This is a genomic window from Cupriavidus pauculus, assembly GCF_008693385.1.
GTDB classification, from domain to species: domain Bacteria; phylum Pseudomonadota; class Gammaproteobacteria; order Burkholderiales; family Burkholderiaceae; genus Cupriavidus; species Cupriavidus pauculus_D.
The window spans coordinates 289,939-316,400 of the sequence record NZ_CP044067.1; the positions used below are offsets into that span (position 1 = coordinate 289,939).

Below are 26,462 nucleotides of genomic sequence, written 5' to 3' on the forward strand. Positions count from 1 at the left end.
GGCTTCTCCTCAGGCGATGGTGCGCGCGGCATCCTTGATGGCCGCGCGTATACGTTGATAGGTGCCGCAGCGGCAGATGTTGCCTGCCATGGCCTGGTCGATATCGGCATCCGTCGGCCGGGGCTTGGTCCGAAGCAGCCCGACGGCACTCATGACCTGTCCGTTCTGGCAGTAGCCGCACTGCGCCACGTCATGGCGAATCCACGCATCGAGCACGGCGCGCCCGATCCGGTCGTCGCCCATGCTTTCGATGGTATTGACGTTGATGCCGGCCACCGCCGAAATCGGCATCACGCAGCTGCGCGTGGCCGTGCCGTTGATATGGACGGTGCAGGCACCGCAGGCAGCCATGCCGCAGCCGAACTTGGTGCCGGTCATGCCCAGCGTGTCGCGCAGCGCCCAGAGCAGTGGCGTCGATGGATCGGCATCGACGTCGACCGTCTTGCCGTTGATGTTGAGCGTCGTCATGGGGACGTTTTCCTGTTGTGATCGAGAAACAGCGCGACGAACTGGCAGGCGCCCGCCAGCAATCCGATGCCCCAGATGGCATGGCGGCCGAGAATGACCGCGCCGAGCGCGCTGCCGATGGAGAAGCCGAGGTACATCGTCGAGGTATTGAGGGCCAGCGCCAGCGACGCCTGAGACGCGCTTCCCGCGGCCATCAGCCGGGCCATCTGCGCCGGGAAGAACGACCAGACGGTAAAGCCCCAGACGACGACGGCGAGGAGGACCGGCACCATCGCCAGATGCGGCGACAAGGCGGCCGCCGCCATCGACAAGGCCCAGAACGCGAGCCCGAGAACCAGCAGGGACAGGCGCGCGACGCGGCTGGAGCCGTAACGGTCATTCAACGCGCCGCCGGTGGTGACGCCGAACGCCGCGGCAAGACCCCATAGCGAAACCGTGGCGTTGATCCCCGCCGACTGGAAACCGAGCACCTGCGTCAGGTAGGGGGCGATATACGGATAAGCCGCATACGCGCCGATCGACCAGAACAGGCTGACGGACAGCAGTTGCAGGACCGCGGGCTGGCGCACCACCGCCAGGCGCTGCGAGAGCGTGGCGACGGGAATGCCGGCACCGGCATCGCGGGCGACGCCGGCGAGGATGCCCACGATTGCCGTCAGGCTCATCGCGCCCACGGCCAGAAACGTCATCCGCCAGCCGAATGCGTGGCCGACCAGTCCGCCGAGCGGTAGTCCCAGCGCAATGGCCAGCGTCATGCCGCCGCTCACCACCGCCAGCGCGCGGCCGCGCCTGGCGGGGCTCACGATGGCGCCGGCCAGCGCATTCGCATTGGGCACGTAGAGACCCGAGGCCACGGCCATCATGACCCGCGCGGCCATCAGGACCCCGAAACTCGGCGACCATGCCGCCAGCAGGTTGCCGGCCGTGAACACTGTCATGGCACACAGTAGCGTGCGCCGGCGGCTCCACGATGCGGTGAGCGTCGTCGCGATCGGCGAGGTGATCGCCATCGTCAGCGTGAACACGACGACGAGCAGCGCGACATGGGGCACGCTGAGGCCGAAGTCCGCGGCCATCGTCGACAGCAGCGGCGCGATCATGAAGCCTTCCGTGCCGATGGCAAAGGTGCCGAGCGCCAGGAAGACCGCCGGCGTCAGCGAATCGGCACGGTCGGGCGCAAGCGTGGAGACTGCCATGTCAGACCGGGATGGGGTTCTCGGCAATGCTCTGGTTGAACGCATGCACGAGCTCGTGCTCGCCCAGCCCCGGGTTGTTGCGCATCGCGCGAATGCCCTCGACGAAGACTTCGGGCGCTTCCGTGGCGAGACCGCGCATGGTCTCCTCGATAAAGGCATCCAGCGGCATCGCGCGCGGGTCGCCGCTCTTCTTGACGAGGTCGGTATCGACCCAGGGGGGCGCGATCTCCTGCACCGTCACGTTGGTCTCCCGCAGCATGAAGCGTTGCGACAGCGCGTACGAATGCAGCGCGGCCTTGGAGGCCGAGTACACCGCGTTGGTGGCAATCGGCACGTACGCCAGCACGGAGCTGTTGTAGAGGATGGTCGCGCGCGGCTGCGCCTTCAGATGCTCGACCAGTGCCGAGGTCATGCGCACGGCGCCGAGGAAATTCGTATCGAGAATGCGGCGCGAACCTGTGTCGTCGACGACGGTGGAGGGGTCGTCGAACGGCATGACACCCGCGTTGTTGATCAGCACGTTGAGCGCGGGGTACTCGGCGACCAGCTTTGCCGCGACGCGGGCGATGTCATCGGCATCGGCAATGTCGAGCTCCACACCGTCGATGCCCGGATGGTCGGCAGAGATTTGCGCCAGCAGCGCCTTGCGGCGTCCGGCGACGATGACCTTGTTGTCCAGCTTGTGAAACGCCTTCGCGAGCGCGAGCCCGATACCGGAGGTTCCGCCCGTGATGAAGATGGTGTTGCCCGTGAGTTGCATGGTCTTGTCCGTTGTCGTTGCCAGAGGGGGCGATCAACCTTCGTGGGCATCCGCCGATTCGTAGCGCGGTGCCGCCATGCGCGACGAGAGATTCGGCATCATGACTTCGCGGGCGGCTTCCCATGCCTGCCATTGCGTCTCGTCCTGCAGCGAGGGAATCGACGCGAACACGCCCGCGTCGAGGTCGAGCAGCGCGGCGTCGACGAGCGTCTGGGGCGTCATGACCCAGCTCTCCGGCAGATTCGACGATGGCAGTCCGGCGATATCCCAGAACTCGGTGCCCGTCGCACCGGGCAGCACCACTTGCACACGCACCCCTTTCTCCGCCAGTTCCTTGTGCAGCGACCGGCTGAATGCCAGCACGAACGCCTTGGTCCCGCCGTAGACGCCATTCAGCACCTCGGGCGCGATGGCCGCGATCGAGGCGATATTGACGAGGGTGCCGGCGCCGCGCGATGCGAACGCGGGGGCGGCCGCATAGGCGAGCCGCATCACGGCGGTCACGTTGACGCCGATCATCCGTTCCATATCGTCCACCGACGATTGCGCCAGCGTGCCCGCGCCCCCGAAACCCGCGTTGTTGACCAGCATGCCGATGCGTGCGTCGGTGGCCAGCCGCGCCTCGACCTTCCGCAGGTCCGCGGGATCGTTCAGATCCGCGACGAGGATGTCGACGGTGACGCCGTACTGGCTCGACAGCTTCTGTGCCTGCGCGCGCAGACGCGCTTCATTGCGCGCGACGAGCAGCAGATCGTGACCGCGCGCGGCAAGGCGATCGGCATAGACGGCGCCGATGCCCGACGACGCACCGGTGATCAAAGCAGTGACAGATTGCGATGGCATTTCCTATCCTTGTTGTCGTGTCGAGGCACAGTGATGCGAAGGATAGGGATAGCGGCGTGCGTCGGGATGACGTATTCGCGGTGATTTCGGACATCCTTGCGCAAACCGGGGCTCGCGCGGCCTACTGGTCTTGACGACGCCAGGCGTCGCGAATAAATTGCCCCGGAGCCTGGACAATCGTGTCGTCACGGCTGACGTAGCGGAAAGAATGTCATGCGGCAAATCGGTTTGATCCTCGAGGACGGGTTCCAGGTCATTGGCCTCTCCGCGCTATCCGCGTTCGAGCTCGCCAACGCGGAACTGGGCAGCGATGGATATCGCATGGCCATCCTCAGCGAACACGGTGGCCTCGTGCGCTCGACGGTCGGGCTTGGCATCGAGACCGTGCCACTGAGCGCGATGCCCGACACGCTGATGGTGGCTGGCATCCGCATCCCGGGCCCGTTGCCGACGGGCCTCAAGCGTTTTATCCAGCGGGCGGGCAACGAGGCGCGCCGTGTCGCGGGCATCTGCACGGGCGCCTTCGCACTGGCCGAAGCCGGCCTGCTGGAAGGCCGCGCGGCCACGACGCACTGGCTGTACGCGAGGCGGCTGCAGGAGCGTTTTCCGCGCGTGAACGTCGATGAAGATCGCATCTTCGTGCAGGATGGCAACGTGTGGACCTCGGCCGGCATGTCCGCGGCCATGGACCTCGCACTCGCGCTGATCGAGAACGATCACGGCCCGGCATTGGCCCGCAACGTGGCCCGCAGGCTGGTGGTCTACTATCGCCGCCCGGGCGGACAGTCGCAGTTCTCCACGCTGCTCGAACTCGAGCCGCGCAGCGATCGCGTCAAGCGCGCGCTGATCTATGCCAAGGAACATCTGCGCAATGCGCTGACGGTGGAAGAGCTGGCCGATGCGGCGAGGCTGTCGCCACGGCAGTTCAGCCGCCTTTTTCGCGAAGAAACCGGGCAGTCGCCGGCGAAGGCCGTGGAAATGCTGCGGCTCGAGGCCGCGCGCGCGATGCTGGAAAGCGGCCGGCATGCGATGGAAACCGTGGCGCGCGACACGGGCTTCGCGGACCGCGACCGCATGCGCCGCGCCTTCGTGCGCGCGTACGGGCTGCCGCCAAGCAGCCTCCGGCGCAATGACGCGATACCGGAGTCATTGGGCGTGTTCGACGTCGCAGAATGACCGAAAAGCCAGCGTTTTTGTCATGCGGCCCCGCGTGGGACCCCATACGCTTGAGGCATTCCCATAACAAGAACACTCATGGCGCGATCCTTCGACCTCGAGACACCCCACGGCCGCCTCGCCCTGCGCGAGACGGGGCCTGACGGCGGCATTCCGCTGGTGCTGCTGCAACGTTTTCGCGGCACGATGGACGACTGGGACCCCGCGTTTATCGACGCGATCTCGGCCGAGCGCCGCGTGGTCTGGTTCGATAGCGCGGGCATCGGCCGCTCGGCGGGCAGGGTGCCGGACACCATCGCGGGCATGGCAGCCGTCGCCGGCACGGTCATCGGCGCTTTAGGCTTTGCACAGGCCGATGTTCTGGGATGGTCGCTCGGTGGCGTGGTCGCGCAGCAGCTGGCGCTCGACGCGCCCCATCTCGTACGGAGGTTGATCGTCGCGGGTTCGAGCCCGGGCGGCATTACCGATGGTCCGCAGCCGCATCCGCGCGTGCCGCAGGTGATGACGCACGCGATCAATGATATCGACGACTTCCTGTTCCTGTTCTATCCGGAGTCGGAGTCCGCCGTCGCGGCGGGAAGGACATCGCTCACGCGCATCGAAGCGCAGCCGGATCGCGGCCCGCGTGTCACGGCCGAGGCGTTCATGGCGCAGGTCAAGGCCATTTCGTCCTGGCAGGGGGTATTGCATCGCGCGGCCGAACTGCGGCTGCCGATCCTCGTGGCCAACGGCGCGCACGACGTGATGCTGCCCGCGTACCGGTCCTACGTGCTGTCGCAGCAGGCGCCGTACGCCAAGCTCGTGCTGTATCCCGATGCGGGCCACGCGTTCCTGTTCCAGGAGATCGAGGACTTCGTGGCCGAGGTCGATCGCTTTCTTGCGTAGCGAATCGCGGCTATCGGGTGTTGCGGCGCATGCGCGTCGTCACGGACACGGTTTCGGCCGGGTGGATCGTCACCGATAGCTCGAACGTCTTGCCGTCCGCGTCGATATAACGGCGGACGACCTTCAGCACCGCCGCGCCCGTCTCGAGGCCCAGTGCCTCGGCGATCCGCGCGTCCCGCAACGTGGACGCGCGGATATCCTGCTCGATCTCGGCAATCTGCCGCCCATAGCGTGACTCGATCAGCGAGCTGACCAGCACGTCGGGGGTGTCGCGCACGATTTGCCCGAGGTCCGCATAGTCCGCGTCGATATAGACGTCGGTCCAGGCGATCGGCGACTCATTTTGCCCCTGGCCGCGTGCCGCATCGAGCCGCACGCTCGAAATCCGCAACACCTCCCCACGCGCGCCCCCATCCAGCACGGCGGCAACATCGTCGGGGGCATTCACCGTTTCCACCGACTGCACCACGCGCCGGTGCTGGCCGCCAAACTGCATCAGGTCTTCGACCGAGGCCAGCGTCGGCCGGAACACCGTCTTGGGCTGCGAGGCCTCCACACGCGTGCCCACGTTCTTGCGGCGCGAGACCAACCCCTTTTCCTGCAGGTCCTGCAATACCGCGCGGATCGTATAGCGGCTCGCCCCGAACTGCTCGCACATCTCGAGTTCGGTCGGCAGCAGCGCGCCGACCGGGAAATGTCCCGTCGTAATGCCTTGCAGCAACTGGCTGCTGATCTCGGCGAAGTTCATCTTGCTCATGATTGCCAAGGGTTAACACTAATTTCGAGAATATGTTCGAACATATTTAATGGCGAATAAGTTCGAACATATACCAGTTCACGCCCGAATACCAGATCGCTCACGCACACCACATGACCGCCTATACCATTCCCGCCGCCAGCACCGTCGTCGATTCCGCCTTGTTCCGCGATGCCTTCGGCACGCAGAAGATGCGCCAGATCTTTTCCGACGGCGCGCTCGTGCAACGCTATATCGATGTGGAAATCGCGCTGGCCAAAGCCGAGGCGCGCGTTGGCGTCATTCCCGCCGACGCCGCCGAGGCCATCGCCCGCGAGTCGCGTATCGAACGTATCGACTTCGATCACATGCGCGAGGAAACCGACATTGTCGGGTATCCGATCCTTCCGCTGGTCCACCAGATGGTGAAGATGTGCGGAGAGGCGGGCCGCTACGTGCACTGGGGCGCCACCACGCAGGACATCATGGACACGGCCGTGGCGCTGCAGGTGCGCGATGCGCTCGACAGCGTGGCCGCCGACATCCGTGAACTGCGCGGCATTCTCGCCGACCTCAGCATCAAGCACCGCGACACGCCGATGGCGGGCCGCACCCATCTGCAGCAGGCGCTGCCCGTGACGTTCGGCTACAAGACGGCCATCTGGCTCGCGATGTTCGACCGCCATCAGGAACGCCTCGCCGAACTGCGCCCGCGCGTCGCCGTGGTCGAGTTCGCCGGCGCGGCCGGCACGCTGGCCTCGCTGGGCGACAAGGGCTTCGAGGTGCAGCGCGCGCTCGCGCAAGAACTGGATCTGGGCATGCCCGCCACCACGTGGCACGTGGCGCGCGACGGCTTTGCCGAAGCCGTGAACCTGCTGGCCCTGGTGACGGGCTCGCTCGGCAAGATCGCGCTGGACATCATGATCATGGCCTCGACCGAGTTCGCGGAAGTCTACGAACCGTTCGTCAAGGGCCGCGGCGCCAGCAGCACCATGCCGCAGAAGCGGAACCCGATCTCGAGCGAACTGATGCTGGCCGCGTCCAAGGCCGTGCGCCAGCACGCGGGCCTGATGGTCGATGCGATGGTGCAGGACTTCGAGCGCGCCACGGGGCCGTGGCACGCCGAGTGGATCGCCATTCCCGAGAGTTTCATCCTCACGTCGGGCGCGCTGCATCAGGCCAAGTTCGCGCTCGGCGGGCTGATCGTCGATACCGCGCGCATGGCGCACAACCTCGGCATCTCGAAGGGCCTCATCGTCGCGGAAGCCGTGATGATGCGCATGGCCCCGCATATCGGCCGCCAGGAAGCCCACGATGTGGTCTACGACGCCTGCCGCACCGTCAACGAGCAGGGCGGCACGCTGGCCGAAGCACTGCTGGCGCTGCCGGCCGTCACGAAGCATTTCGATCGCGCGGCCATCGACCAGATGGTCGATCCGGCCAACTATCTGGGCCTCGCGCCGCAGATGGTGGACCGCGCCATCGCGCTGTCGAAGGAAGTCGCCTGAGCGCACGCCGCTCTGGCCGAAGGAGACATAGATGAGCAGTACAACCACCCAAACGCCCACGCCATCCGCACCCAAACGGCTGCCCTGGTACCGCCGCCTCGGCATGCAGGTACTGGTCTCGCTGATTCTCGGTATCGCGGTGGGGTTCGTCTTTCCGCAGTTCGCGGCCAAGCTCAAGCTGCTCGGCGACATGTTCCTGTCGCTGATCAAGGCTGGCGTGGCACCGCTGGTGTTCCTGACCATCGTGCACGGCATTGCGTCCGCCGGCGATGTGCGGAGCGCGGGACGCGTGGGCTGGCGGTCGATCCTCTATTTCGAGGTGGTGTCCACCGTGGCGCTCATCCTCGGCATGGTCGCGGGCAATCTGCTCGAGATCGGCAAGGGCATGGCCAGCGTGGGCGCGGCGTCGGCCGCGCCGGTCGCCAAGGCGGCTGCCCCGCAGGGCTTCCTCGAGTTCATGGCGCATATCGTGCCGGACAATTTCGTGGGCGCGTTCGCCAAGGGGGAACTGCTGCAGGTGGTGGTGCTCGCGGTCATGGTCGGCATCGGCATTCTCGCGATTCCCGAGACGCGCCGCGTCAGGATCAACGAGGGTCTCGACACGATTTCCGAGGTGCTGTTCTCGTTTATCAACCTCGTGATGAAGCTCGCGCCCATCGGCACCTTCGGCGCGGTGGCGTACTCGGTGGGCAGCAACGGCACCGCCGTGCTGCTCGCGCTGGCCGAGTTCGTGCTGAGCTTCTACGCGGTGGTCATCATCTTCCTCCTCGGCGCGCTGGGGCTCGTGGCGCGGCTGGCCGGGTTCAGCCTGTGGCGCTTCCTGCGATATATCAAGGATGAGATCCTGATCGTGCTGGGCACGGCGTCGTCCGAGAGCGCGCTGCCGCGTCTGCTGATCAAGCTCCAGCGGCTGGGCTGCGCCAAGCAGACGGTCGGCCTGGTGCTGCCCACGGGCTATGCGTTCAACCTCGATGGCACCTCGATCTTCATGGCGATGGGCGTGATGTTCATCTCCCATGCCTATGGCGTGCCGCTGTCGCTCGAGCATCAGTTCGGCATCCTGCTGCTGATGCTGCTGACGTCGAAGGGCGCGGCGACGGTGTCGGGCGGGTCGTTCGTGGTCTTTGCCGCCACCGTGAGTTCCACGGGCATCCTGCCGGTGGAAGGGCTGGCCGTGATCTTTGGCGTGTACCGCTTCCTGTCGATGGCCATCTCGACCTGCAACACCATCGGCAACAGCGTGGCCACCGTGGTCGTCGCGAAATGGTCGGGCACGTTCGATGCCGAGCGCGCGCGCCGCCATCTGTATCCCGAACTCTATCCGGACGCCGCGCATGCGGATGCGGCGCTCGATGACGGCAACCTGCTGGAAGAGGACGCCGACGATCGCCGATCGCACACGGCCGGCATTCAGGTCAAGCGCGCATAAGACGCGCTGGCCGCATCCCATCAAACAGAGGAGACAACCCATGCAACGAGTCGGAACGCTGGCGCGCATCGCCATGGCAACCGTGGCGATCGTCACGGGTGCCACGGCACACGCGCAGAACTATCCCACCAAGCCCATCACCTGGATCGTGCCCTTCGCGGCCGGCGGCCCCACGGACGCACTCGCCCGCAGCATCGCCGAACGCGTCTCGCGCGAGGTCGGCCAGTCGATCGTCATCGACAACTCGCCGGGCGCCGGCGGCACCGTGGGCGCGACCAAGGCGGCCCGCGCCAACAATGACGGCTACACGATGCTGGTCGGGCATATGGGCTACATGGGCGCGGCGCCCGCGCTCTACAAGAAGCTGTCGTACGACCCGGTCAAGGACTTCGCGCCGGTGTTCCGCTTTCCCGATACACCGATGGTGCTGATGGTGCGCAAGGACCATCCGGCCAGGGATGTGAAGGCGTTCGTCGAGTACGGCAAGCAGAACCCGGGCAAGCTGAACATCAGCAATGCGGGCATGGGATCGACCTCTCACCTGATCGCGGCAATGTTCGCGTCGGCGGCGGGCATGAAGGTGTCGCTGGTCCCGTACAAGGGCGCCGGCCCGGCGCTGATCGACGTCATCGGCGGGCAGGTCGATGGGATGTTCGACCAGACCAACACGGCGCTGCCGCAGATCACGGAGTCGAAGGTCCGCGCACTGGCGGTCACGTCCGCGACACGCGTCGCCCAGATCAAGGACGTGCCGACCCTCGCGGAAACGGTGATCCCGGGCTTCGAGGCGGCCACGTGGTATGGCATCTACGCGCCCAGGGGTACGCCGCAGGCCGCGATCGACAAGATGCAGGCCGCCTATCTGAAGGTCATGAGCGACAAGTCCTTCACGGACCGCCTGACGGCACAGGCCATCCAGACGCTACCCACGGAGAAGTACACGGCGGCCGCGCTGGGCAAGCATACGGAATCGGAAGTCGCGCGCTGGAAAGTGCTGGCCGCCAAGGCCAATATCTCGCTGGATTGAGACGGTCTTACCGAGCCGCGCGCGCCTGCAGCTGCATGAGCGCGCGGTCGGTCTGCGCCAGGCGGATCTCGCTCGACGCGAACGCCGCAAGGGCCTCGAGGGTCTGGGTCTGCGTGGCATCGAGCGTGCGCGGCGCGTAATCCATCACGCAGATGGAACCGAGCGCATAGCCCTCGGGGTCCAGCACCGGCGCGCCCGCATAGAACCGGAAATGCGGCGCGCCCGCGACTGCGGGGTTCGATGCGAATGAAAGGTGCGTCGACAGATCGTTCACGACAAAGACCTGCCGTTGCAGGACCGTGTGATTGCAGAACGCCCAGCTGCGCGGAGACTCGGTCATGTCCAGTCCCTGCCGGGATTTGAACCACTGGCGCGTGGGCGTCAGGATCGTCATCAAGGCCACCGGCGCCGAGAGCGTTTGTGCCGCCATCCACGTAATGCGGTCGAAAGCGGTCTCTGGGGCCGTATCGACCAGACCGGAACGCTCGACCGCAAGCAGACGGCGCGATTCATCGGCGGCAACGGGATAGGCGCCCGCGGCATCCACCGCGGGCAGGGTGGCGCTCGCCGTGTCCTGCGGCAAGGCCGGCCGTTCGCGCGCCATCAACGCCTGCACTTCCGACCGGAACACGCGGCGATGCCCGCCCGGCGTCTTCCACGACGTCAGCGTCCCACCCTCGATCAGCAACTGTGCGGTGCGTACCGAGATCCCCAGCATTTTGGCGACCTGCGTGGTGGTCAGAACGTTGTCTTCCATGAGATTCATGCGTTTGCGTGCGGTCCGTAGTGTACCGGCGCGGCCGGCTTCCCGCGCTGGCCTGCATCCCGTCGTGCGAACTCGCAATTTAAATTATACAAAATTGATAGGTTCGATGGAATTGAATTAGACTCCGGCTCATCGCAACTCCCCCCTGAAAGGAACACGATGGTCCCGAGCGAAGCATTTGATTTCATCGTCTGCGGTGCGGGCACGGCCGGATCGGTCGTTGCCGCGCGCCTGGCGGAGAACCCCGACGTCCGCGTGCTGCTGATCGAGGCGGGTGGCAGCGACGACGTGCCAGAGGTGATGAGCCCTGCACAATGGTCGATGAACCTTGGCGGCGTGCGCGACTGGAACTTCATGGCCCAGCCGAATCGCCACGTGAATGGCCGCGCCATTCCGCTGAACATGGGCAAGGTGCTCGGCGGCGGTTCCAGCATCAACGTCATGGTGTGGGCCCGCGGGCATCGCAACGACTGGGAGGACTTCGCGGAGGCGACGGGCGACCCCGGCTGGGGTTACGAATCGGTGCTCAAGATCTATCAGCGCGTGGAGAACTACCAGGGCACGCCCGATCCGCTGCGGCGCGGCGTGAACGGCCCCGTGTACGTCAGCCCGGCGCGCCAGGCGCAGCCGATTGCCCACGCGATGGTCGATGCCGCGCGCGAGCTCGGCATTCCAAGCTACGACAACCCGAACGGCGCCATGATGGAAGGGCGCGGCGGTGCCGCGATCAGCGACCTGATCGTTCGCGACGGCAAGCGGTCGTCGATCTATCGCGCCTATGTGCATCCGCGCATCGGGCAGCCCAATCTCACCGTATTGCCCCATACGCTCGTGTCCCGCCTTGTCCTGCGCGGCACGACCGTCGTCGGCGTGGAAGCGATCCATCACGGCGAGCGTCATATCTTCCGTGCGAACCGTGAGGTCATCCTGTCGATGGGCGCGATCAATACGCCGAAGGTACTGATGCAGTCCGGCATCGGCGACGAGGATGAACTGCGCCGGCACGGCCTGCCCGTCGTGCAGCACCTGCCAGGCGTGGGGGCCAATCACCAGGACCACGTGTCGTTCGGCGTCATCTTCGAATACCGCGAGCCTCAGGCCATCGGCCACGGCGGCTCGGAGGCCACGTTGTACTGGTCGAGCGAGCCGGGCATGCATCTGCCCGACATGTTCCACTGCCAGACCGAAATGCCGGTGCCGAGCGCGGAGACCATGGCGATGGACGTTCCGTTGCATGGCTGGACCATGTTCGCGGGCCTTGCGCATCCGGAAAGCCGCGGACGCGTGCGGCTGTCGGGCCCCGATGTGCGCGATGCGCCGATCATCGAGGCGAACACGCTCTCGCATCCCAACGATATGAAGACCGCGCTCGCCAATATCGCGCTCGTGCGCGAGCTCGGCGCCAGGCCCTGCTTCGACAGGCTCGTCACGCGTGAAGCGCTGCCCGGCAAGCTGCGCGGCAAGGAGCTGGAGGACTACGCGCGCAATGCGGCGGTCACATACTGGCACCAGTGCTGCACGGCGAAGATGGGGCGCGATGCGATGTCGGTGGTCGATGGCCGCCTGAAAGTCTATGGCATCGAAGGGCTGCGCATCGCCGATGCATCCGTGTTGCCGCACGTCACGAGCGGGAACACGATGGCGCCCTGCGTGGTCGTCGGCGAGCGCGCCGCGGAGCAGATCCGCACGGCCTACGGCATCTAGCGGAGCGAGGCGGGGGCGGCCACCATGCGGCGGGCGATCAGCGTGTCCACCGCATAGGCGCCGCCGCCGCGCGCGACCATATACAGCGCCAGACAGCCCATGAGCACGGGGAACTCGATGCCCCGGTCGATCCACGGCCACGTGGGCCCCAGCGCGTAGCTGATGGCCAGCATCTCCAGTACGACGAGGCCCGCGATCCATCGCGTGCCAAGCCCGAGCAGGAGCATGAGCGCGCCACCTGTCTCCAGCAGCATGACGAGAAACGCGAGCTGCGGGGCAAACGGCAAACCCATCACGTCGCCGATCAGGCGGATCGATCCCGCCATGGGATCGGCCATCGACCCATGCGAGGTGCCGAGCGCCTTGGGCAGGCCGTGGGTGAACAGCACCGCGCCAAAGACGACGCGGAGCAGGGCATAGCAAGCGGGTTCATGGCGGGAGGCATGCGAGAGGCGGGTCATGGGTCGCTCGATCGAGGGAGACGTCCGCGCATTGTTTACGGGTATGGCCGTCAGATATACGGGCCAAACCTGTCAGGTCCTTCCGGGAATCGCCAACAATCAAACGGCGATGATCGAGCCCGCAGTGTTAACCGCCGACAGGACCTGTGCGAATCCGACCGGCTCTGCTTCACGGGATTTAATGTGAATTGTCTTGCCGCGGGTCGTACGGTATCTAGACGACGCAGGGTCTACCGCCGGGAGAATTCGACATGACGTGCCGCTTGCTGAATACGCTGTGGATGGCTGGGCTGCTCGCTGCCGTCCAACCCGCACTGGCCGCGTGCCCCAAACCGGCCCGCGCCGGGACCGCGCAGGCCGTCGCCGTCGTGCACTACCGAACGGCGTCGATCGATGGCGTCGATGTCTTCTACCGCGAGGCGGGTCCCGCCAACGGACCGGTCGTGCTGCTGCTGCACGGGTTCCCGACGTCGTCGCATATGTTCCGTAACCTCATCCCGCTCCTCGCGGACCGGTACCACGTGATCGCGCCCGACTACCCCGGGTTCGGGCAGAGCGGCATGCCGGACCGGGCAAATTTCGCGTACACCTTCGCGCAATACGCGGACATCATCGACAAGCTCACGGTCAAGCTTGGCGCGGCGCGGTACAGCATGTACGTCATGGACTACGGCGCGCCCGTCGGGTACCGGCTCGCCATTGCCCACCCCGAACGCGTGCAGGCGCTGATCGTGCAGAACGGCAACGCGTATACGGAAGGGCTGGGCGCATTCTGGGACCCCATCAAGGCGTACTGGGCGGAAGACACGCCGGCACGCCGGAATGCGCTGGCGGGCCTCGTCACGCTGGATACGACGAAATTCCAGTACACGGACGGCATGAGCGATCTCTCGCGCATCAGCCCCGACAACTGGGTCATCGACCAGGCGTTGCTGGATCGGCCCGGCAACCGGGATATCCAGCTCGATCTGTTCCGCGACTATGGAACGAACGTCCCGCTCTACCCGAAATTCCAGGCCTTCTTCCGCGAACGCAAACCCCCGACCCTGATCGTCTGGGGCAAGAACGACAAGATCTTCCCGGAGCCGGGCGCGCATCCCTACAAGCGCGACCTGCCCGACGCCGAGCTCCATCTGCTCGACACCGGACATTTCGCGCTCGAGGACAAACTCGATGTCATGGCGCCGATGATCCGCGGATTTCTGGACCGAAAGCTCTGCCGGTGACCGGCGGGCCCATCACATCGCCCGCTTCGACACCAGCACCGCATCGTCGCGATAGATGTCCGGGAACATCGTCTTCAGATTGGCGACCTTCGGCAGGTCGTTGATCACGATATACGGATGGTTCGGGTTCTTGACCAGAAAGTCCTGATGGTAGTCCTCGGCGGCGTAGAAGCCCTTGTTGGGCTCGATGCGCGTCACGATCGGGGCGCCGAAGGATTTGGCGCCGCCAAGCTGGGCGATGTAGTTCTGCGCGATTGTCTGCTGTTCGGGCGTGGTCGGGAAGATGGCCGAGCGGTACTGCGTGCCGTGGTCGGGACCCTGGTAGTTCAGTTGCGTCGGGTTATGCGCGACCGAGAAAAAGATCTGCAGCAGCTTGCCGTAGCTGACCTGCGTCGGGTCGTAGCGGATTTCCACGGACTCGGCATGGCCGGTCGTGCCCGTGCCCACGCGCTCGTACTGCGCGGTGTTCGCCGCGCCGCCGGCATAGCCCGAGGTCACGCGCGTCACGCCCTTTACGTGTTCGAACACGCCCTGCACGCCCCAGAAGCAGCCGCCCGCGAAGACGGCGGTCTGGGTGCGGCCCGGGCCCGATGCGCCCGGCTTCTCGTCGGCCACCGGCGCGGGAATCTTGACCGCGGGTTCGCTCGATAGCACCGGTCTGGCGACGCCGCCGAACAAGGCGGCCAGCAATGCCAGTCCGGCGAGCCGGGCGGGGGTAGGGCGCAGCCGGCGTTGCAGTGTGGCGATGACGTTCATGATCTGACTCTCTGAAGAAGGGAATACATTAGCCGAACGTAAAGGCATACGCCTTCACCCCGGGATCGAGAAATTCGATGGCAAACGTCCTGTCGTGGACGTCGCCGCTCTGCCGGACCAGTTGATAGAGCCGCTGGTCCGTCACCGTGCCGCCGCCATCGGCCGCCACATCGGTGCCATGCGAGGCCCCGGGCGCCTTGCCGTCGATCGTCACACGGAATCGCACGGGCTTGCCATCGGCCGAAGGACCGAGCACGAGGTGCAGATCGCGCGCATGGAAGCGATAGACGATGCCGCCCGCGTGACGCCCGAGCGTCGCGTCTTCCTCGCCGACCTTCCAGTTGCCGGTCAGGCCCCACTGATTGAGCGCGAGATCGGCGGGCGTACGGTAGTCCTTCGGCTCGTCTTCCTTCGCCCCGCCGTCCGACACGAAGTTCTCGGCACGCGCGTAGCCGACGTAGGTTTCCGGCGACCGCATCGCATCCTTGTCGGGGGCCATTTCGACGCCCGTCGCTGCGACCTTTCTTGCACCCGTGGGCGCGTCCGCTCCGGCGACGTCCGCATGGCCGGCCTCCGCGAGCAACTGGCGAATGACCGCCTCCGATTTCTCGTACTCGCCTTCCCCGAAATGGTGGAAGCGAATGCGTCCCTGCGCATCGATAAAGTAGTGCGCGGGCCAGTAGTTGTTGCCGAACGCGCGCCAGATCGCATAGTTGTTGTCGATGGCGATGGGGTAGGTCACGCCCAGGTCGCGCGCGGCCTTGCGGACATTGTCGATATTGCGCTCGAACGCAAACTCGGGCGCATGCACGCCGATCACGACAAGCCCCTTGTCCCGATACTTCTCTGCCCAGGTTTTCACATAGGGCAGGGTACGCAGGCAGTTGATGCAGGAGTAGGTCCAGAAATCGACGAGCACGACCTTGCCGCGCAGTGCTTCGCCGCTGAGCGGCGGCGAGTTCAGCCATTGCACGGCGCCGTCGAGGCCCGGGAACCTGCCTTCGACCGGCAGCACGGCGTCGGTGTTGGCGGTGCGCATCATCATCATCGAGCCGCCGTCATTGACGCCTTGCGCCGGCTTCGGGGACAGCTTGTTCACGAGCTGCTGCTCCAGCCCACCGGTCGCGACGGTCGAGATGCGCGTCAGCAGGCCGGTATCCAGTCCCAGCGCAATCGCCCCGACACCCACGAGCATCGCCGCCCCGATGCCGCGGCGAATCCATTCCCCGACCCCGAGCGAGCGCTTCATGGCCGCGAACACGCGGCCGCCGATCAGCAGCGCGATGGCCAGCGACGTGGCCGCGCCGGCCGCATAGGCCAGCAGCAACAGCGTGGTGCCGATGCTCGCCCCCTGCAGGGCCGCGCCCGTCAGCACCAGGCCGAGAATCGGGCCCGCGCACGGCGCCCAGACGAGCCCCGTGGCGATGCCGAGCAGAAACGAGGCCGAGGCGCTGTTCTTGCCGCCACCGCTCTCGGCAAGGTTCGAGAGCCGGCTGCCCGCCCCGACCAGCGGATGCATGAGCCGTTCCGCCAGACGCGGCAGCAGCAGCGCCAGCCCGAACGCGGCCAGCAGCGCGATGGCCAGCCAGCGCCCGAACTCGTTGGCCTGCGCCACCCAGCCACCGCCCACGGCGGCAAGCGTCGCCACCGCGGCAAACGTCACGCCCATGCCCGCGAGCAGCGGCAAGCCGCTACGGACGAAGGGCTGATCGGCGCGTGCGAAGACGAATGGCAGCACCGGCAGGATGCAGGGGCTCAGGATCGTGAGCACCCCGCCAAGGAAAGACAGCACGAGGAGCAGCATGGCAAGGGCTCCGGTCAGGCAGCGGCCGCGCGGAACGTCATGGCCACGCCGTTCATGCAGTAGCGCAGGCCGGTCGGCTTCGGTCCATCGTTGAACACGTGTCCGAGATGGCCGCCGCAGCGGCTGCAATGCACGGCGCTGCGCACCATGCCGAAGCTCCGGTCGTCCTCGGTGCCCACGGCGTTCTCGAGGGGCGCCCAGAAGCTGGGCCAGCCGGTACGGCTATCGAACTTGGTGGTGGAAGAGAACAGCGGCTGGTCGCATCCCGCGCAGGCAAAGATGCCCTTGCGATGCTCGTCGTTGAGCGGGCTGCTGTACGGGCGCTCGGTCCCTTCCTTCCGCAGTACCGCGTACTGGTTCGCGCTGAGTTTTGCGCGCCACTCGGCGTCGGATAGCTGGAACGGAAAGCCGCCGGCCGGCGTCGGGGAGGGCGTGCCGGCTTCGCCGGGCCGCGGCGCGGCATTCAGCACGCGCCAGCCGCCCATGGCGGCCACGGCGGCGGCGAGGGTGCCGCCCGATAGGAGAATGCGTCTCGACATGCCCATGGTCAACTCCAGAGTGGCTGCGGATATTCGCAGATTAGGTGCGCTTCCGTCGCCAAGTCCTCGCCAAACCTTAAACATTCTGTGATAACTGCGCCGGCGGTTTTCTGCACAATAGCGCCATGGACCCTACCAAACGCATTCTCCTCGTGGAGGACGACGTCGGCATCGCCAACGTCCTTGCCCTGCATCTGCGCGACGAGCGCTATGACGTCGTGCATACCGCGGACGGCACGGAAGGCCTGCGGCTGCTCGAGCAGGGCGGGTGGGATGCGCTGGTTCTGGACCTCATGCTGCCAGGGGTGGATGGGCTGGAGATCTGCCGCCGCGCGCGGGCCATGACGCGCTATACGCCGATCATCATCATCAGCGCGCGGTCCAGCGAGGTCCATCGCGTGCTGGGGCTCGAGATCGGTGCCGACGACTATCTCGCCAAGCCGTTCTCGATGCTCGAACTCGTGGCGCGGGTCAAGGCGCTGCTGCGCCGCGTCGACGCGCTGGCGCGGGACGTGCGCGCCAATCTCGGCAGCATCGACCATGCGGGCCTGAGCGTCGATCCGCTCGCGCATGAAGCGTCGATCGATGGCAGGCGGCTCGACCTGACGCCGCGCGAGTTCGATCTGCTGTACTTCTTCGCGCGCCATCCGGGCAAGGTGTTCTCGCGCATGGACCTGCTCAACGAGGTCTGGGGCTATCAGCACGAAGGGTATGAACACACGGTGAACACCCATATCAACCGCCTGCGTACCAAGATCGAGGTCGATCCCGCGCAACCGCGGCGGATCCTGACGGTCTGGCGCAGGGGGTATCGCTTCGTCGCCGATCCCGCGGCGGGCGATGCCTCGCCGGGAGCGCCGTCTTGAAGCGCCTTCAGCTGTCACTGAGCCAGAAGCTCGCCGGCGTCTTCGCGGCGTTGCTGCTCGCCTGCTGCGGGGCGTCCGCGTGGCTGCAGGTGCGGGCCAATGCGATGCACGAGACCGAGGTCGTGCAGGATATTTCGCGGGGACTCGCGGCCTATATCGGGCGCACGGCGCTGCGCGAGGACCAGAGCGAGCTGGAGCCGGCCGCGCTGCGCCGCCTGTTCGGCCAGCTGATGGTGGTCAATCCGAGCGTCGAGGTCTATCTGCTCGACGATCAGGGCCGGATTCGCGGCCATGACGCGCCGGAGGGGCACCTGATCCGCGATCGTGTCGATCTCGCGCCCATCAGAAAGCTGATCGACGGCGGCGCGCTGCCGATCTTCGGCGACGATCCGCGCAGCGCGTCCGCGCGCAAGGTCTTCAGCGCCGCGCCATTGCGGCAGGGCGGATATATCTACGTCGTATTGCAGGGCGAAGCGCACGACAAGCTGGCGGCGCAGGCATCGCGCACGGCGGTCATGCGGACGACGTTGTGGTCCATGGCGCTGGTGACCACGCTGGGGCTGGCCGCGGGTCTTGCCGCGTTCGCGCTTATCACGCGCCCGCTCCGCCGCCTGACCGTGAAGATCAGCCAGTTCGACTCGACCGGTGGCCACGCGGTCCGCACCGAACGCCCGCCTGCGCCCGCGGCCCGCGACGAGATTACCGCGCTGGAAACCGCGTTCTCCCAGATGGCTAGCCGTATCGACGCGCAATGGCGCGAACTGGCCCAGCAGGATCAGGAACGGCGCGACATGGTCGCCAATATCTCGCACGACCTGCGCACGCCGCTAACCTCCCTGCACGGGTACCTGGAAGCGCTGTCGCTGAAGGCCGATGTGCTGAGCCGGGAGGAGCGCCAGCGGTACCTGGACATCGCCCTGGCCCAGAGCGCCAAGGTCGGCGGCCTGGCGCAGGCGCTGTTCGAACTCGCCCGGCTGGAGCACGGCATGGTGCAGGCCACGCCGGAAGCGTTCTCGATGGTGGATCTCGCGCAGGACGTGCTCGAGAAGTTCGCGCTCCCCGCCGAAGCCAAGCAGCTGCACCTTCGCGCGGGTGTCCCGCCCATGCTGCCCGCCGTCAGGGCCGACCTCGGGATGATCGAGCGCGTGCTGACGAACCTGCTCGACAACGCCATTCGCCACACCCCGGCCGGCGGGACGGTCGAAGTGGACCTCGCCGCCGAAGATGGCAAGGTCGCCGTCACGGTCAGCGATTCGGGCCCGGGCATTCCCGCCGCGTTGCGGGAGTCCATCTTCAATCGGCCGTTCCCGTCCGGTGGCGCGCATCGCGGGGGCGGGCTGGGATTGCTGATCGTGCAGCGGATGCTGCAACTCAACGGCAGCCAGATCCGCCTTGTCGATACACCGGTCGGGGCGACGCTGCGGTTCGCGCTGCCGGTGTCACGCTAGGGCCGGCGTCACGTCAAGGCTTCAGCGTTCGCAGCCAGTTCAGCCACGACTGATCCTCGATCTCGTAGGTGCCGCGCGATTCCTTCCACAGGATCTCGCGCTCGCGCAGCGCGTCGATGGCGTTCTGTACCGTGGCGTTGTTCACCGTCGTATCGGCCGGAAGGAAGCCCTTGTACGCGCGCATGGCCGCCTCGCCGAACGGCGAGAACTGGCCCTGCTTCATGGCCATCACGCGGATCACGGCCTGTTGCAATGGCGAGAGCGACGCGAACTCGCTTTCGACTTCGTTCCACAGGCGCTCCTGCACGAGTCCCGCATCGTCCCGCAGCCGCTGGCTGAGGTAGGGGGACTCGTTTGCAATCGCGATGGTGGAGATCAGATGGCGAAGCAGCTCGGGGCGGTGTCCGACCATCTCGAATGCTTCGTAGACGGCATCGGGCTCGAACTGGTTGCCCGATGCGAGGGCCGTGTTCACGCTGGCCGTGTATTCGTCCGTGAACTTGCGGTCCAGTAACGGGAACGGGGTCACCAGCGAGCCGAAGAACGGCATGCGCGCGTTCATGACGAGATGCGCGAGCTTGTCCCGGCTGGAGCCGGTAAAGACCAGCATCAGGTCTGGCGCCTTGCCGGACGCGTTCATCGCATCGCGCGCGGCCTTGAGGCCGAACATTGCCTCCACGCCTTTTTCGGTCGTAAGGGCGTGCTGGGCTTCGTCCACGATCAGCAGCACCGGACGTTTCGCGGCCTTGTGGAGGGTCGTGAGCGCCTGGGTCAGCGTCACGCCCGGCGGCAGTCCGGTCGATGTCAGGTCCAGCCCCAGGGTGCCCATCACGGTGACCTTGGTGAGTCCGACGGCCTTCGCGGCCTTGCCGACGATGCCCGCGTATTCCGCGATCTCGTGCTTGATCGCATCGGCGATCAGTTCGCCCGGGTCGTGCGCCTTGTTCGACCAGAGGTCCACGTACACCGTCGCCCACCCGCGCTCCTGGGCGGCGGGGACGAGGTCCTCGCGCAGGAAGGTCGATTTGCCGACGCGGCGCGGGGCGGCCAGAAACAGCCCCGAGCGCGCGTCCAGCAGGCCGTCGCCGCTGAGCGCCGCGCAGAAGCTCGCGGCTAACGCCGGACGGCGGAAGGTATATCGGGTCGAGGCGGGTGTGGGCTGGGTCATCGCAACATACGGCTATTTATCGCGAATTATTCTACGTCGATAAATTATCTCTGGCAAATAATTGACGATAAATGCCCCCTGAGGCACTTGCTCCGGGTATCAGGCCGACGTCGGCGTCCGATGCATCCAGAACGTGAAGCGGAACTTGTCGGCAGGGTAGGTGTTGACCGTAATCAGAAACGCCTGCTTGGCGTCGTCCAGATAGGTCCGCGTGATCTCGAGCCCGGCCGTGCCCGGATCGACGAGCAGCCGCCGTGCCATGTCGCCCGCGATGGTCGTCGCGCCGATCGTCTGCTTGATATCGGCCACCGTCACGCCGACGGTCTGCTCGATGATCTGGCTCAGCAGCCCGGTGCCGTTGGGCACCAGCGGCGCCACGCGCCGGCCGATCTTCGGTTCCAGGTAGGCATCGTTCCAGCACAGCGGCGTGCCGTCGCCATCCATCTCCGTACGCAGCATGCGGATGCGCATCCACCGCGTGCCCGGCTTGCATTCGAGCGCGGCCGCGAGGGCTTCGTCGGCCACGACGTTCGATACCCCGAGCACCTCGCGTTCCGTATGGCTCGCGTAGTTGACGAGGTCCTCGATCGTGTTGACGGACTTGGTGTAGGTGTTCGTGGTCGTCTTCGAGCAGACGATCGTGCCGGCCCGCCGGCGGCGCGTGATCAGGCCAAGGCCTTCCACGATGTCGAGCGCGGCGCGGACCGTGGTGCGGCTGACGTCGTACTGGTCCGCCAGCGCCAGCTCGCTGGGCAGTTGTTGGCCGATGGCAAACGTGCCTTCGGTAATGCCCTTGACAAGGGAGTTCGCCAGTTCTGTGTAACGCACTGTTCCATCGGTCCGGATGTTGATCGGTCGGCCGGGCATCCGCCCGGCCTTCGACAGGCGCTATCGTACACAAAGTCCGCCGGTCCGCCGCGCGGGTCAGCTGTTCAGCAGCTTCCTGTAGCGCGCGACTTCTTCCTCGTACATGTCGCGGCCCTGCGCGTCGTTGGTGACCAGCAGCGGAAAATCCTCGATGACGAGGCGCTGCACCGCCTCCGTCTTGAGGTCTTCGTAGGCGATGACCTCCGCGGACTTGATGCAGGAGAACAGCGTCGCGGAAATCCCGCCGATCGCCGAGAAGCAGACCGCCGTGTTCTGCTTGCACGACGCCCGGATCGCGTCGCCGCGGTCGCCCTTGCCGATGGCGCCCTTGACGCCGTAGTCGAACAGCACCGTGGCATAGGGGTCCATCCGATAGGCCGACGTGGGCGCGACCACGCCGATCGCATGGCCGGGCTTGGTCGGGCCGGGGCCGCCATAGAACACGACCTGTCCCTTCAGGTCCACGGGCAGGTCCTCGCCCCGCGCGAGCGTATCGACAAAGCGCTTGTGCGCGGCATCGCGCGCCATATAGATCGTGCCGGAGAGCAGCACCTCGTCGCCGATGTTCAACTGCCGGATGGCCTCGTCGGTCAGCGGCGTGGTCAGTCGATGTGTCGTCATGATGCGCGTCCTCAGATCACCGCCGTGGCACGACGGCCCGCGTGGCACTGGATATTGACCGCCACCGGCAATGCGGTGATATGGCAGGCATAGGTTTCGACGGACACCCAGAGCGCCGTATTGATGCCGCCATAGCCCTGCGGACCGATGCCGGTCTTGTTGATCGCTTCCAGCAGTTCGGCTTCCAGCTGTGCGATATGCGGTTCCTTGTGATGCTCGCCGATATCCCGCAGGATCGCCTTCTTGGCGATGGCCGTGACCTTGTCGAAGCTGCCGCCGATGCCCACGCCGACCGTGAGCGGCGGGCAGGCGGCACCGCCCGCGGCCTCGATGGCCGACAGCACGAACTTCTTGACGCCCTCGGCGCCTTCGCCGGGGAGCAGGAATTTCATCGTGCTCCAGTTCTCGCTGCCGCCGCCCTTGGGCACCACCGTGACCTCGATGTTGTCGCCGGGAACGATCTCCGTGTGGACCACGGCGGGGGTGTTGTCGTTGCTGTTCACACGCAGCAGCGGATCGGACACCACGGACTTGCGCATATAGCCTTCGGCATAGCCCTTGCGCACGCCCGCCTGCACGGCCTCTTCATAGTGGCCGCCGACGAGGTGGACATCCTGTCCGACCTCGACGAACACGATGGCGAGCCCCGTGTCATGGCAATAGGAGACATCGTTCTCGCGCGCGATGCGATCGTTGTCGATCAGCTTCATCAGCACGGACTTGCCCAGCGGCGACACTTCCTTCTCGGCCGCCTTGTGGAAGCTCTGCACGAGGTTGTCCGGCAGGCGGTGGCAGGCGTCGATGCACAGCTGCGCGACCGCATCGGTCAGGGTATCTACGTGAATCTCTCTCATGATGGTCAGGGTTTGAGTGCAGTCAGTTCTTGCCACAGTTCGGCCTTGCCTTCGAAGCCGAAGCCCGGGAGCGACGGCAGCGCGACATGGCCGTCCTCCACGCGCGCGTCGTCGCCGAAGCCACCGAGTGGCTGGAAAATATCGGGATAGACTTCGCAGCCGCCGAGCCCGAGGCCGGCCACCACATGCAGGGCCAGCAGTTGCCCGCCGTGCGGAAACGCGGCGCGGCGCGAGAAGCCTCGCGTTTCCATCTCGTGCAGCATGCGCAGATAGCCGGTCACGCCATAGGACAGGCCCGAATCCATCTGGAAGATGTCGAGGCCAGGACGCATGCCGCCAAAGAGCACGAGGTTCCGGACGTCCTGCGCGGAGAACAGGTTTTCGCCGGTGGCCAGCGCGCCGCGATAGTGCTTTGCCAGTTCGCTGTTGCTCGCGTAGTCGAGCGGATCGCACGGCTCCTCGTACCACATGAGCGGTAACCCGGACATGGCGCGGCCATAGGCGATGGCCTGATCGAGATCGAAGCGCCCATTGGCGTCCACGGCAACGCGCGCGCCGTCGCCAAGCGTCGCGGCCGTATCGACAGCCGTCTGCGCGCGTTCCAGATCCTGTCCCAGCGGCGCGCCGCCGATCTTGATCTTGAAGCGCGTAAAGCCCCGTTCGATATGGCATTCGACTTCGCGGCGCAGGCCGGCCACATCCTCTCCCGGGTAGTAGTAGCCGCCGGCCGCGTAGACGCCGATGCGCGTGTCGGCCTCGCGTCCGCACTGGCGTGCGATGGCCACCGCGGCGGGAACGTCATCGAGCTTGGCGATCAGATCCCACGCGGCGAGCTCCAGTGCGGCCGCCGCATGCGCGCGATCGCCGTGGCCGCCGGGCTTCTCGTTCTGCATCGCCGTTTGCAGGACCCTGGCCGGCGATAGCTTGCCGGCTTCGTCGAGCAGCGCGTCGGGCAACGCCTTGAGCAGGCGTGGGATCATCCGGCCATTGAGAATCCCTTCCTGATCGTAGCGGCCGATCGAGTCGAACGCATAGCCGATGACCGGCCGGCCATTGCGGACCTGGTCGGAGACCATCGCGACCAGCGAGACCGTGTGCTCCGAGAAATTGACGAGCGCGTTGGCGATATTGCTCCGCAGCGGCAGCCGCTTGTGGAGGATGTTGACGATGCGCATGGCGTGATCTCAGTAGTCTTCGACCTTGACGTTCGAGTCCTGGACGATCTTCTTCCAGCGCGTGACTTCTTCCGTCAGGTAGGCGGTGAACTGTTCGGGAGACTTCTCCAGCGCGGGCGTCATCGCGAGCTCCTTCATCTTCTGCTGGAAATCGGGCGTACGCGCGATCTTCATCAGGTTCTTGTTGAGGACGGCCACGACATCCTTCGGCGTGTTCTTCGGGGCCACCAGCCCGAAGAACGCGACCGTGGACAGGGCAGGGAAGCCGGATTCGGCAAGCGTGGGAACGTCCGGCAGATAGGCCGAGCGCTGCTTGTCGACGACCGCGATCGCCTTCATCTGGCCGGCCTTGATGTTCGTGTAGATGGCGGGCAGCGAGTCCGAGGTCACCGGGATCATCCCGCTCATGACCTGCGTCTTCGATTCGGAACTGCCCTTGAACGGCACGTGCACGAGCGGGAAATTCAGTTCCTTCTTCAGGAGCTCCATCGTCAGATGCTGGGTCGAGCCATTGCCGGCCGAGCCGTACGACAGATCGCTCTTTTGCGCCTGCTTGACGAGGTCCGCAAAGGTGTTGATCCCCGATTTCGGCGAGACCGCGATGATCTGCGGCGTGGTGGCCACCTCGGCGATGCCCGTGAAGTCGCGCACGGGGTCGTATTGCATCGTGCGCGGATACAGCGCCGGTGCGATGGCGTAGGGGCCCGTGCTCGTCAGCAGCAGCGTGTAGCCATCGGCCCTGGCCTTGGCGACATACGCGGTGCCGATGCGCCCGCCGCCGCCCCGGTTATCGACCACGAAGGGCTGCTTCAGGCGTTCGGCCAGTTCCTTGCCGATCAGGCGGGCAATGATGTCGCCGGTCTGGCCCGCGGCAAACGGCACCACGATCGTCACGGGCGCCGAAGGGTAGCCCGCCGATGCGTAGGCAGCGGGCACGGCTGCGCCTATCCATGCCGCGGCCGCGGCGAGAAGCAGATGTCGCTTCTTCATGTGTCTCCTCCTTGAGGGAATCTAATAGTTACTACTTTTTATTGGTACGGACCAATAGTAGTGAGCGGGATCACGGCGGTCAAGCCGTGCGGCGATCAGGCATCAGCGGACCATGCGGCTCTCGATCGTCGAAGGGGCTGATCGAAGCGCTGATCGGCGCGGCAGGGTAGCCCGACGGAACGGGAAGTCGTATGCTTTCACGCGAGCGGCCTCCCCACGCTCGCCACCACCCAACGACAAGATGAAGAACACGCCCACACCCCAAGCCGTTTGCAATCCCATCACCCGTTCGGCCATTTTTATCGTCGCGACCATTGCCGAAGGCAGTGAGCAGGGCGACAAGGTCAAGGCACTGTGCGGCGACATTGCCGCGCTGGTGCGCTCGGTCGGCAAGCGCCAGCCGCAGGCTTACCTGTCATGCGTCTGCGGTTTCGGATCGGCGGCGTGGGACCGTTTGTTCGGCACGCCACGCCCGGCGGAGCTGCATCCTTTCCGGGAGTTCGGCGAAGGCAAACGGCACGCGATCGCCACGCCCGGGGACATGCTCCTGCATATCCGGGCGGACCAGATGGACCTGTGCTTCGAGTTCGCGACGCAGGTCATGAAGCGCCTGGGCGACGCCGTATCGGTCGTGGACGAAGTCCATGGATTCCGATACTTCGACATGCGCAGCATGGTGGGCTTCGTCGATGGCACGGAGAACCCCGAAGACAACGAGATGGCCGAGTTCACGATCATCGGAGACGAAGACCCGACGTTCGCCGGCGGCAGCTATGTCATCGCGCAGAAGTACCTGCATGACATGGGGGCATGGAACGACCTGACCGTGGAAGCGCAGGAACGCGTGATCGGCCGCACGAAGCTGGACGACATCGAACTGGACGAGTCGGTCAAACCATCGAACTCGCACAGCGCGCTGACGACCATCGAAAAGGATGGCAAGGAGATCAAGATCCTGCGCGACAACATGCCGTTCGGCCAACCGGGCAAGGGCGAGTTCGGCACGTTCTTCATCGGCTACGCGAGATCACCGGCACCGATCGAGGAAATGCTGGAAAACATGTTCGTAGGCAAACCACCGGGCAACTATGACCGCCTGCTGGACTTCAGCCAGGCGAAAACAGGCGGGCTGTTCTTCGTGCCGCCGGCGGGATTCCTGGAAGCGTTGGGGGACTGAGGACGAGGTACC

At 65.8% G+C, this 26,462-nt stretch carries 26 protein-coding genes; 10 read left to right on the top strand and 16 right to left on the bottom strand.

The features are described 5' to 3' along the window. Window positions 1–9: 9 nt before the first annotated feature. From FOB72_RS19565 to FOB72_RS19580, 4 genes are read right to left on the bottom strand one after another with little or no spacing between them, the layout of a single operon-like run. Window positions 10–468, bottom strand: a complete 459-nt coding sequence (locus tag FOB72_RS19565) for a (2Fe-2S)-binding protein (protein WP_150374404.1) — start codon at window positions 466–468, stop codon at window positions 10–12. Beyond that, window positions 465–1,664, bottom strand: coding sequence for an MFS transporter (locus tag FOB72_RS19570; RefSeq protein WP_150374405.1), 1,200 nt, complete (start codon window positions 1,662–1,664; stop codon window positions 465–467). The genes FOB72_RS19565 and FOB72_RS19570 overlap by 4 nt, the downstream gene beginning before the upstream one ends. A 1-nt stretch (window position 1,665) precedes the next feature. Then, window positions 1,666–2,424 (bottom strand): SDR family oxidoreductase, encoded by a 759-nt coding sequence (locus tag FOB72_RS19575; protein ID WP_150374406.1) that lies wholly within the window; start codon window positions 2,422–2,424, stop codon window positions 1,666–1,668. A 33-nt stretch (window positions 2,425–2,457) separates the two neighbouring features. Continuing rightward, entirely contained in the window at window positions 2,458–3,267 is an 810-nt protein-coding gene (locus tag FOB72_RS19580; protein ID WP_150374407.1) for an SDR family NAD(P)-dependent oxidoreductase, read from the bottom strand. A 213-nt stretch (window positions 3,268–3,480) separates the two neighbouring features. Between FOB72_RS19580 and FOB72_RS19585 the strand changes: the two genes are divergently transcribed. Beyond that, window positions 3,481–4,443, top strand: coding sequence for a GlxA family transcriptional regulator (locus FOB72_RS19585; RefSeq protein WP_150374408.1), 963 nt, complete (start codon window positions 3,481–3,483; stop codon window positions 4,441–4,443). A gap of 78 nt (window positions 4,444–4,521) precedes the next feature. After that, complete coding sequence (locus FOB72_RS19590; protein WP_150374409.1) at window positions 4,522–5,328, top strand: alpha/beta fold hydrolase; 807 nt, start codon at window positions 4,522–4,524, stop codon at window positions 5,326–5,328. 10 nt (window positions 5,329–5,338) lie between these two features. Here the strand turns inward: FOB72_RS19590 and FOB72_RS19595 are convergent, their stop codons facing one another. Further along, entirely contained in the window at window positions 5,339–6,085 is a 747-nt protein-coding gene (locus tag FOB72_RS19595; RefSeq protein WP_150374410.1) for a GntR family transcriptional regulator, read from the bottom strand. 113 nt (window positions 6,086–6,198) lie between these two features. Here FOB72_RS19595 and pcaB point away from each other — a divergent pair, with 113 nt between their 5' ends. Genes pcaB through FOB72_RS19610 form a run of 3 tightly spaced genes read left to right on the top strand, consistent with a single transcriptional unit; the run spans window position 6,199 to window position 10,028 of the window. Further along, window positions 6,199–7,572, top strand: coding sequence for a 3-carboxy-cis,cis-muconate cycloisomerase (pcaB, locus tag FOB72_RS19600; protein ID WP_150374411.1), 1,374 nt, complete (start codon window positions 6,199–6,201; stop codon window positions 7,570–7,572). 31 nt (window positions 7,573–7,603) lie between these two features. Next, complete coding sequence (locus FOB72_RS19605; protein ID WP_150374412.1) at window positions 7,604–9,001, top strand: cation:dicarboxylate symporter family transporter; 1,398 nt, start codon at window positions 7,604–7,606, stop codon at window positions 8,999–9,001. 40 nt (window positions 9,002–9,041) lie between these two features. Beyond that, on the top strand, window positions 9,042–10,028 hold the full coding sequence (locus FOB72_RS19610) for a tripartite tricarboxylate transporter substrate binding protein BugD (RefSeq protein ID WP_150374413.1): 987 nt from the start codon (window positions 9,042–9,044) through the stop codon (window positions 10,026–10,028). A gap of 7 nt (window positions 10,029–10,035) precedes the next feature. Here FOB72_RS19610 and FOB72_RS19615 read toward each other — a convergent pair whose 3' ends face one another. Next, complete coding sequence (locus tag FOB72_RS19615) at window positions 10,036–10,785, bottom strand: GAF domain-containing protein (protein ID WP_191002349.1); 750 nt, start codon at window positions 10,783–10,785, stop codon at window positions 10,036–10,038. Between the two features lie 168 nt (window positions 10,786–10,953). On the opposite strand from FOB72_RS19615, the gene FOB72_RS19620 reads away from it, so the two are divergent. Then, window positions 10,954–12,498 (top strand): GMC family oxidoreductase, encoded by a 1,545-nt coding sequence (locus FOB72_RS19620; protein ID WP_150374415.1) that lies wholly within the window; start codon window positions 10,954–10,956, stop codon window positions 12,496–12,498. On the opposite strand, the gene FOB72_RS19625 is transcribed toward FOB72_RS19620, so the two are convergent. Then, entirely contained in the window at window positions 12,495–12,959 is a 465-nt protein-coding gene (locus FOB72_RS19625; RefSeq protein ID WP_150374416.1) for a DoxX family protein, read from the bottom strand. The two genes, FOB72_RS19620 and FOB72_RS19625, sit on opposite strands and share 4 nt — an antisense overlap. Before the next feature lie 251 nt (window positions 12,960–13,210). Between FOB72_RS19625 and FOB72_RS19630 the strand changes: the two genes are divergently transcribed. Further along, the gene (locus FOB72_RS19630) at window positions 13,211–14,185 is read left to right on the top strand and encodes an alpha/beta fold hydrolase (protein ID WP_223851700.1); all 975 of its coding nucleotides are present in this window, start codon (window positions 13,211–13,213) and stop codon (window positions 14,183–14,185) included. 12 nt (window positions 14,186–14,197) lie between these two features. Here the strand turns inward: FOB72_RS19630 and msrA are convergent, their stop codons facing one another. The 3 genes from msrA to msrB are packed head-to-tail and all read right to left on the bottom strand — an operon-like array spanning window position 14,198 to window position 17,290. Further along, window positions 14,198–14,941: a peptide-methionine (S)-S-oxide reductase MsrA gene (gene msrA, locus FOB72_RS19635; RefSeq protein WP_150374417.1), complete on the bottom strand. Its 744-nt coding sequence runs from the start codon at window positions 14,939–14,941 to the stop codon at window positions 14,198–14,200. A 28-nt stretch (window positions 14,942–14,969) separates the two neighbouring features. Beyond that, complete coding sequence (locus FOB72_RS19640) at window positions 14,970–16,745, bottom strand: cytochrome c biogenesis protein DipZ (RefSeq protein ID WP_150374418.1); 1,776 nt, start codon at window positions 16,743–16,745, stop codon at window positions 14,970–14,972. Between the two features lie 14 nt (window positions 16,746–16,759). Further along, complete coding sequence (gene msrB / locus FOB72_RS19645) at window positions 16,760–17,290, bottom strand: peptide-methionine (R)-S-oxide reductase MsrB (protein ID WP_150374419.1); 531 nt, start codon at window positions 17,288–17,290, stop codon at window positions 16,760–16,762. Window positions 17,291–17,409: 119 nt separating this feature from the next. Between msrB and FOB72_RS19650 the strand changes: the two genes are divergently transcribed. Then, window positions 17,410–18,150 carry a response regulator transcription factor gene (locus FOB72_RS19650; RefSeq protein ID WP_150374420.1) on the top strand — a complete coding sequence of 247 codons (741 nt, stop codon included), beginning with the start codon at window positions 17,410–17,412 and terminating at the stop codon, window positions 18,148–18,150. Further along, entirely contained in the window at window positions 18,147–19,598 is a 1,452-nt protein-coding gene (locus tag FOB72_RS19655) for a sensor histidine kinase (protein ID WP_150374421.1), read from the top strand. Before FOB72_RS19650 ends, FOB72_RS19655 begins: the two co-directional genes overlap by 4 nt. Before the next feature lie 13 nt (window positions 19,599–19,611). Here FOB72_RS19655 and FOB72_RS19660 read toward each other — a convergent pair whose 3' ends face one another. From FOB72_RS19660 to FOB72_RS19685, 6 genes are all read right to left on the bottom strand, one after another. After that, window positions 19,612–20,766 (bottom strand): hypothetical protein, encoded by a 1,155-nt coding sequence (locus FOB72_RS19660; RefSeq protein WP_191002350.1) that lies wholly within the window; start codon window positions 20,764–20,766, stop codon window positions 19,612–19,614. A 99-nt stretch (window positions 20,767–20,865) separates the two neighbouring features. After that, window positions 20,866–21,594 carry a GntR family transcriptional regulator gene (locus tag FOB72_RS19665; RefSeq protein WP_223851701.1) on the bottom strand — a complete coding sequence of 243 codons (729 nt, stop codon included), beginning with the start codon at window positions 21,592–21,594 and terminating at the stop codon, window positions 20,866–20,868. Window positions 21,595–21,690: 96 nt separating this feature from the next. Beyond that, complete coding sequence (locus FOB72_RS19670; RefSeq protein ID WP_150374423.1) at window positions 21,691–22,254, bottom strand: fumarate hydratase C-terminal domain-containing protein; 564 nt, start codon at window positions 22,252–22,254, stop codon at window positions 21,691–21,693. Between the two features lie 11 nt (window positions 22,255–22,265). Then, the gene (locus tag FOB72_RS19675) at window positions 22,266–23,108 is read right to left on the bottom strand and encodes a fumarate hydratase (protein WP_150374424.1); all 843 of its coding nucleotides are present in this window, start codon (window positions 23,106–23,108) and stop codon (window positions 22,266–22,268) included. 5 nt (window positions 23,109–23,113) lie between these two features. Next, window positions 23,114–24,283 (bottom strand): mandelate racemase/muconate lactonizing enzyme family protein, encoded by a 1,170-nt coding sequence (locus tag FOB72_RS19680; protein WP_150374425.1) that lies wholly within the window; start codon window positions 24,281–24,283, stop codon window positions 23,114–23,116. A 9-nt stretch (window positions 24,284–24,292) separates the two neighbouring features. Next, entirely contained in the window at window positions 24,293–25,273 is a 981-nt protein-coding gene (locus FOB72_RS19685) for a Bug family tripartite tricarboxylate transporter substrate binding protein (protein ID WP_150374426.1), read from the bottom strand. A 241-nt stretch (window positions 25,274–25,514) separates the two neighbouring features. Between FOB72_RS19685 and FOB72_RS19690 the strand changes: the two genes are divergently transcribed. Further along, on the top strand, window positions 25,515–26,450 hold the full coding sequence (locus FOB72_RS19690) for a Dyp-type peroxidase (protein ID WP_150374427.1): 936 nt from the start codon (window positions 25,515–25,517) through the stop codon (window positions 26,448–26,450). Window positions 26,451–26,462: the final 12 nt, after the last annotated feature.

What these genes read in the sequence shown, in the direction of transcription:
- FOB72_RS19575 (WP_150374406.1), bottom strand. Translation starts at nt 2,424, where the DNA reads ATGCAACTCACGGGCAACACCATCTTCATCACGGGCGGAACCTCCGGT.
- FOB72_RS19570 (WP_150374405.1), bottom strand. Translation starts at nt 1,664, where the DNA reads ATGGCAGTCTCCACGCTTGCGCCCGACCGTGCCGATTCGCTGACGCCG.
- FOB72_RS19605 (WP_150374412.1), top strand. Translation starts at nt 7,604, where the DNA reads ATGAGCAGTACAACCACCCAAACGCCCACGCCATCCGCACCCAAACGG.
- msrB (WP_150374419.1), bottom strand. Translation starts at nt 17,290, where the DNA reads ATGGGCATGTCGAGACGCATTCTCCTATCGGGCGGCACCCTCGCCGCC.
- FOB72_RS19650 (WP_150374420.1), top strand. Translation starts at nt 17,410, where the DNA reads ATGGACCCTACCAAACGCATTCTCCTCGTGGAGGACGACGTCGGCATC.
- FOB72_RS19690 (WP_150374427.1), top strand. Translation starts at nt 25,515, where the DNA reads ATGAAGAACACGCCCACACCCCAAGCCGTTTGCAATCCCATCACCCGT.
- FOB72_RS19670 (WP_150374423.1), bottom strand. Translation starts at nt 22,254, where the DNA reads ATGACGACACATCGACTGACCACGCCGCTGACCGACGAGGCCATCCGG.
- FOB72_RS19565 (WP_150374404.1), bottom strand. Translation starts at nt 468, where the DNA reads ATGACGACGCTCAACATCAACGGCAAGACGGTCGACGTCGATGCCGAT.
- FOB72_RS19630 (WP_223851700.1), top strand. Translation starts at nt 13,211, where the DNA reads ATGACGTGCCGCTTGCTGAATACGCTGTGGATGGCTGGGCTGCTCGCT.
- FOB72_RS19625 (WP_150374416.1), bottom strand. Translation starts at nt 12,959, where the DNA reads ATGACCCGCCTCTCGCATGCCTCCCGCCATGAACCCGCTTGCTATGCC.
- FOB72_RS19590 (WP_150374409.1), top strand. Translation starts at nt 4,522, where the DNA reads ATGGCGCGATCCTTCGACCTCGAGACACCCCACGGCCGCCTCGCCCTG.
- FOB72_RS19660 (WP_191002350.1), bottom strand. Translation starts at nt 20,766, where the DNA reads ATGACCCAGCCCACACCCGCCTCGACCCGATATACCTTCCGCCGTCCG.
- FOB72_RS19685 (WP_150374426.1), bottom strand. Translation starts at nt 25,273, where the DNA reads ATGAAGAAGCGACATCTGCTTCTCGCCGCGGCCGCGGCATGGATAGGC.
- FOB72_RS19680 (WP_150374425.1), bottom strand. Translation starts at nt 24,283, where the DNA reads ATGCGCATCGTCAACATCCTCCACAAGCGGCTGCCGCTGCGGAGCAAT.
- FOB72_RS19675 (WP_150374424.1), bottom strand. Translation starts at nt 23,108, where the DNA reads ATGAGAGAGATTCACGTAGATACCCTGACCGATGCGGTCGCGCAGCTG.
- FOB72_RS19595 (WP_150374410.1), bottom strand. Translation starts at nt 6,085, where the DNA reads ATGAGCAAGATGAACTTCGCCGAGATCAGCAGCCAGTTGCTGCAAGGC.
- FOB72_RS19640 (WP_150374418.1), bottom strand. Translation starts at nt 16,745, where the DNA reads ATGCTGCTCCTCGTGCTGTCTTTCCTTGGCGGGGTGCTCACGATCCTG.
- FOB72_RS19620 (WP_150374415.1), top strand. Translation starts at nt 10,954, where the DNA reads ATGGTCCCGAGCGAAGCATTTGATTTCATCGTCTGCGGTGCGGGCACG.
- FOB72_RS19580 (WP_150374407.1), bottom strand. Translation starts at nt 3,267, where the DNA reads ATGCCATCGCAATCTGTCACTGCTTTGATCACCGGTGCGTCGTCGGGC.
- msrA (WP_150374417.1), bottom strand. Translation starts at nt 14,941, where the DNA reads ATGAACGTCATCGCCACACTGCAACGCCGGCTGCGCCCTACCCCCGCC.
- pcaB (WP_150374411.1), top strand. Translation starts at nt 6,199, where the DNA reads ATGACCGCCTATACCATTCCCGCCGCCAGCACCGTCGTCGATTCCGCC.
- FOB72_RS19615 (WP_191002349.1), bottom strand. Translation starts at nt 10,785, where the DNA reads ATGGAAGACAACGTTCTGACCACCACGCAGGTCGCCAAAATGCTGGGG.
- FOB72_RS19585 (WP_150374408.1), top strand. Translation starts at nt 3,481, where the DNA reads ATGCGGCAAATCGGTTTGATCCTCGAGGACGGGTTCCAGGTCATTGGC.
- FOB72_RS19610 (WP_150374413.1), top strand. Translation starts at nt 9,042, where the DNA reads ATGCAACGAGTCGGAACGCTGGCGCGCATCGCCATGGCAACCGTGGCG.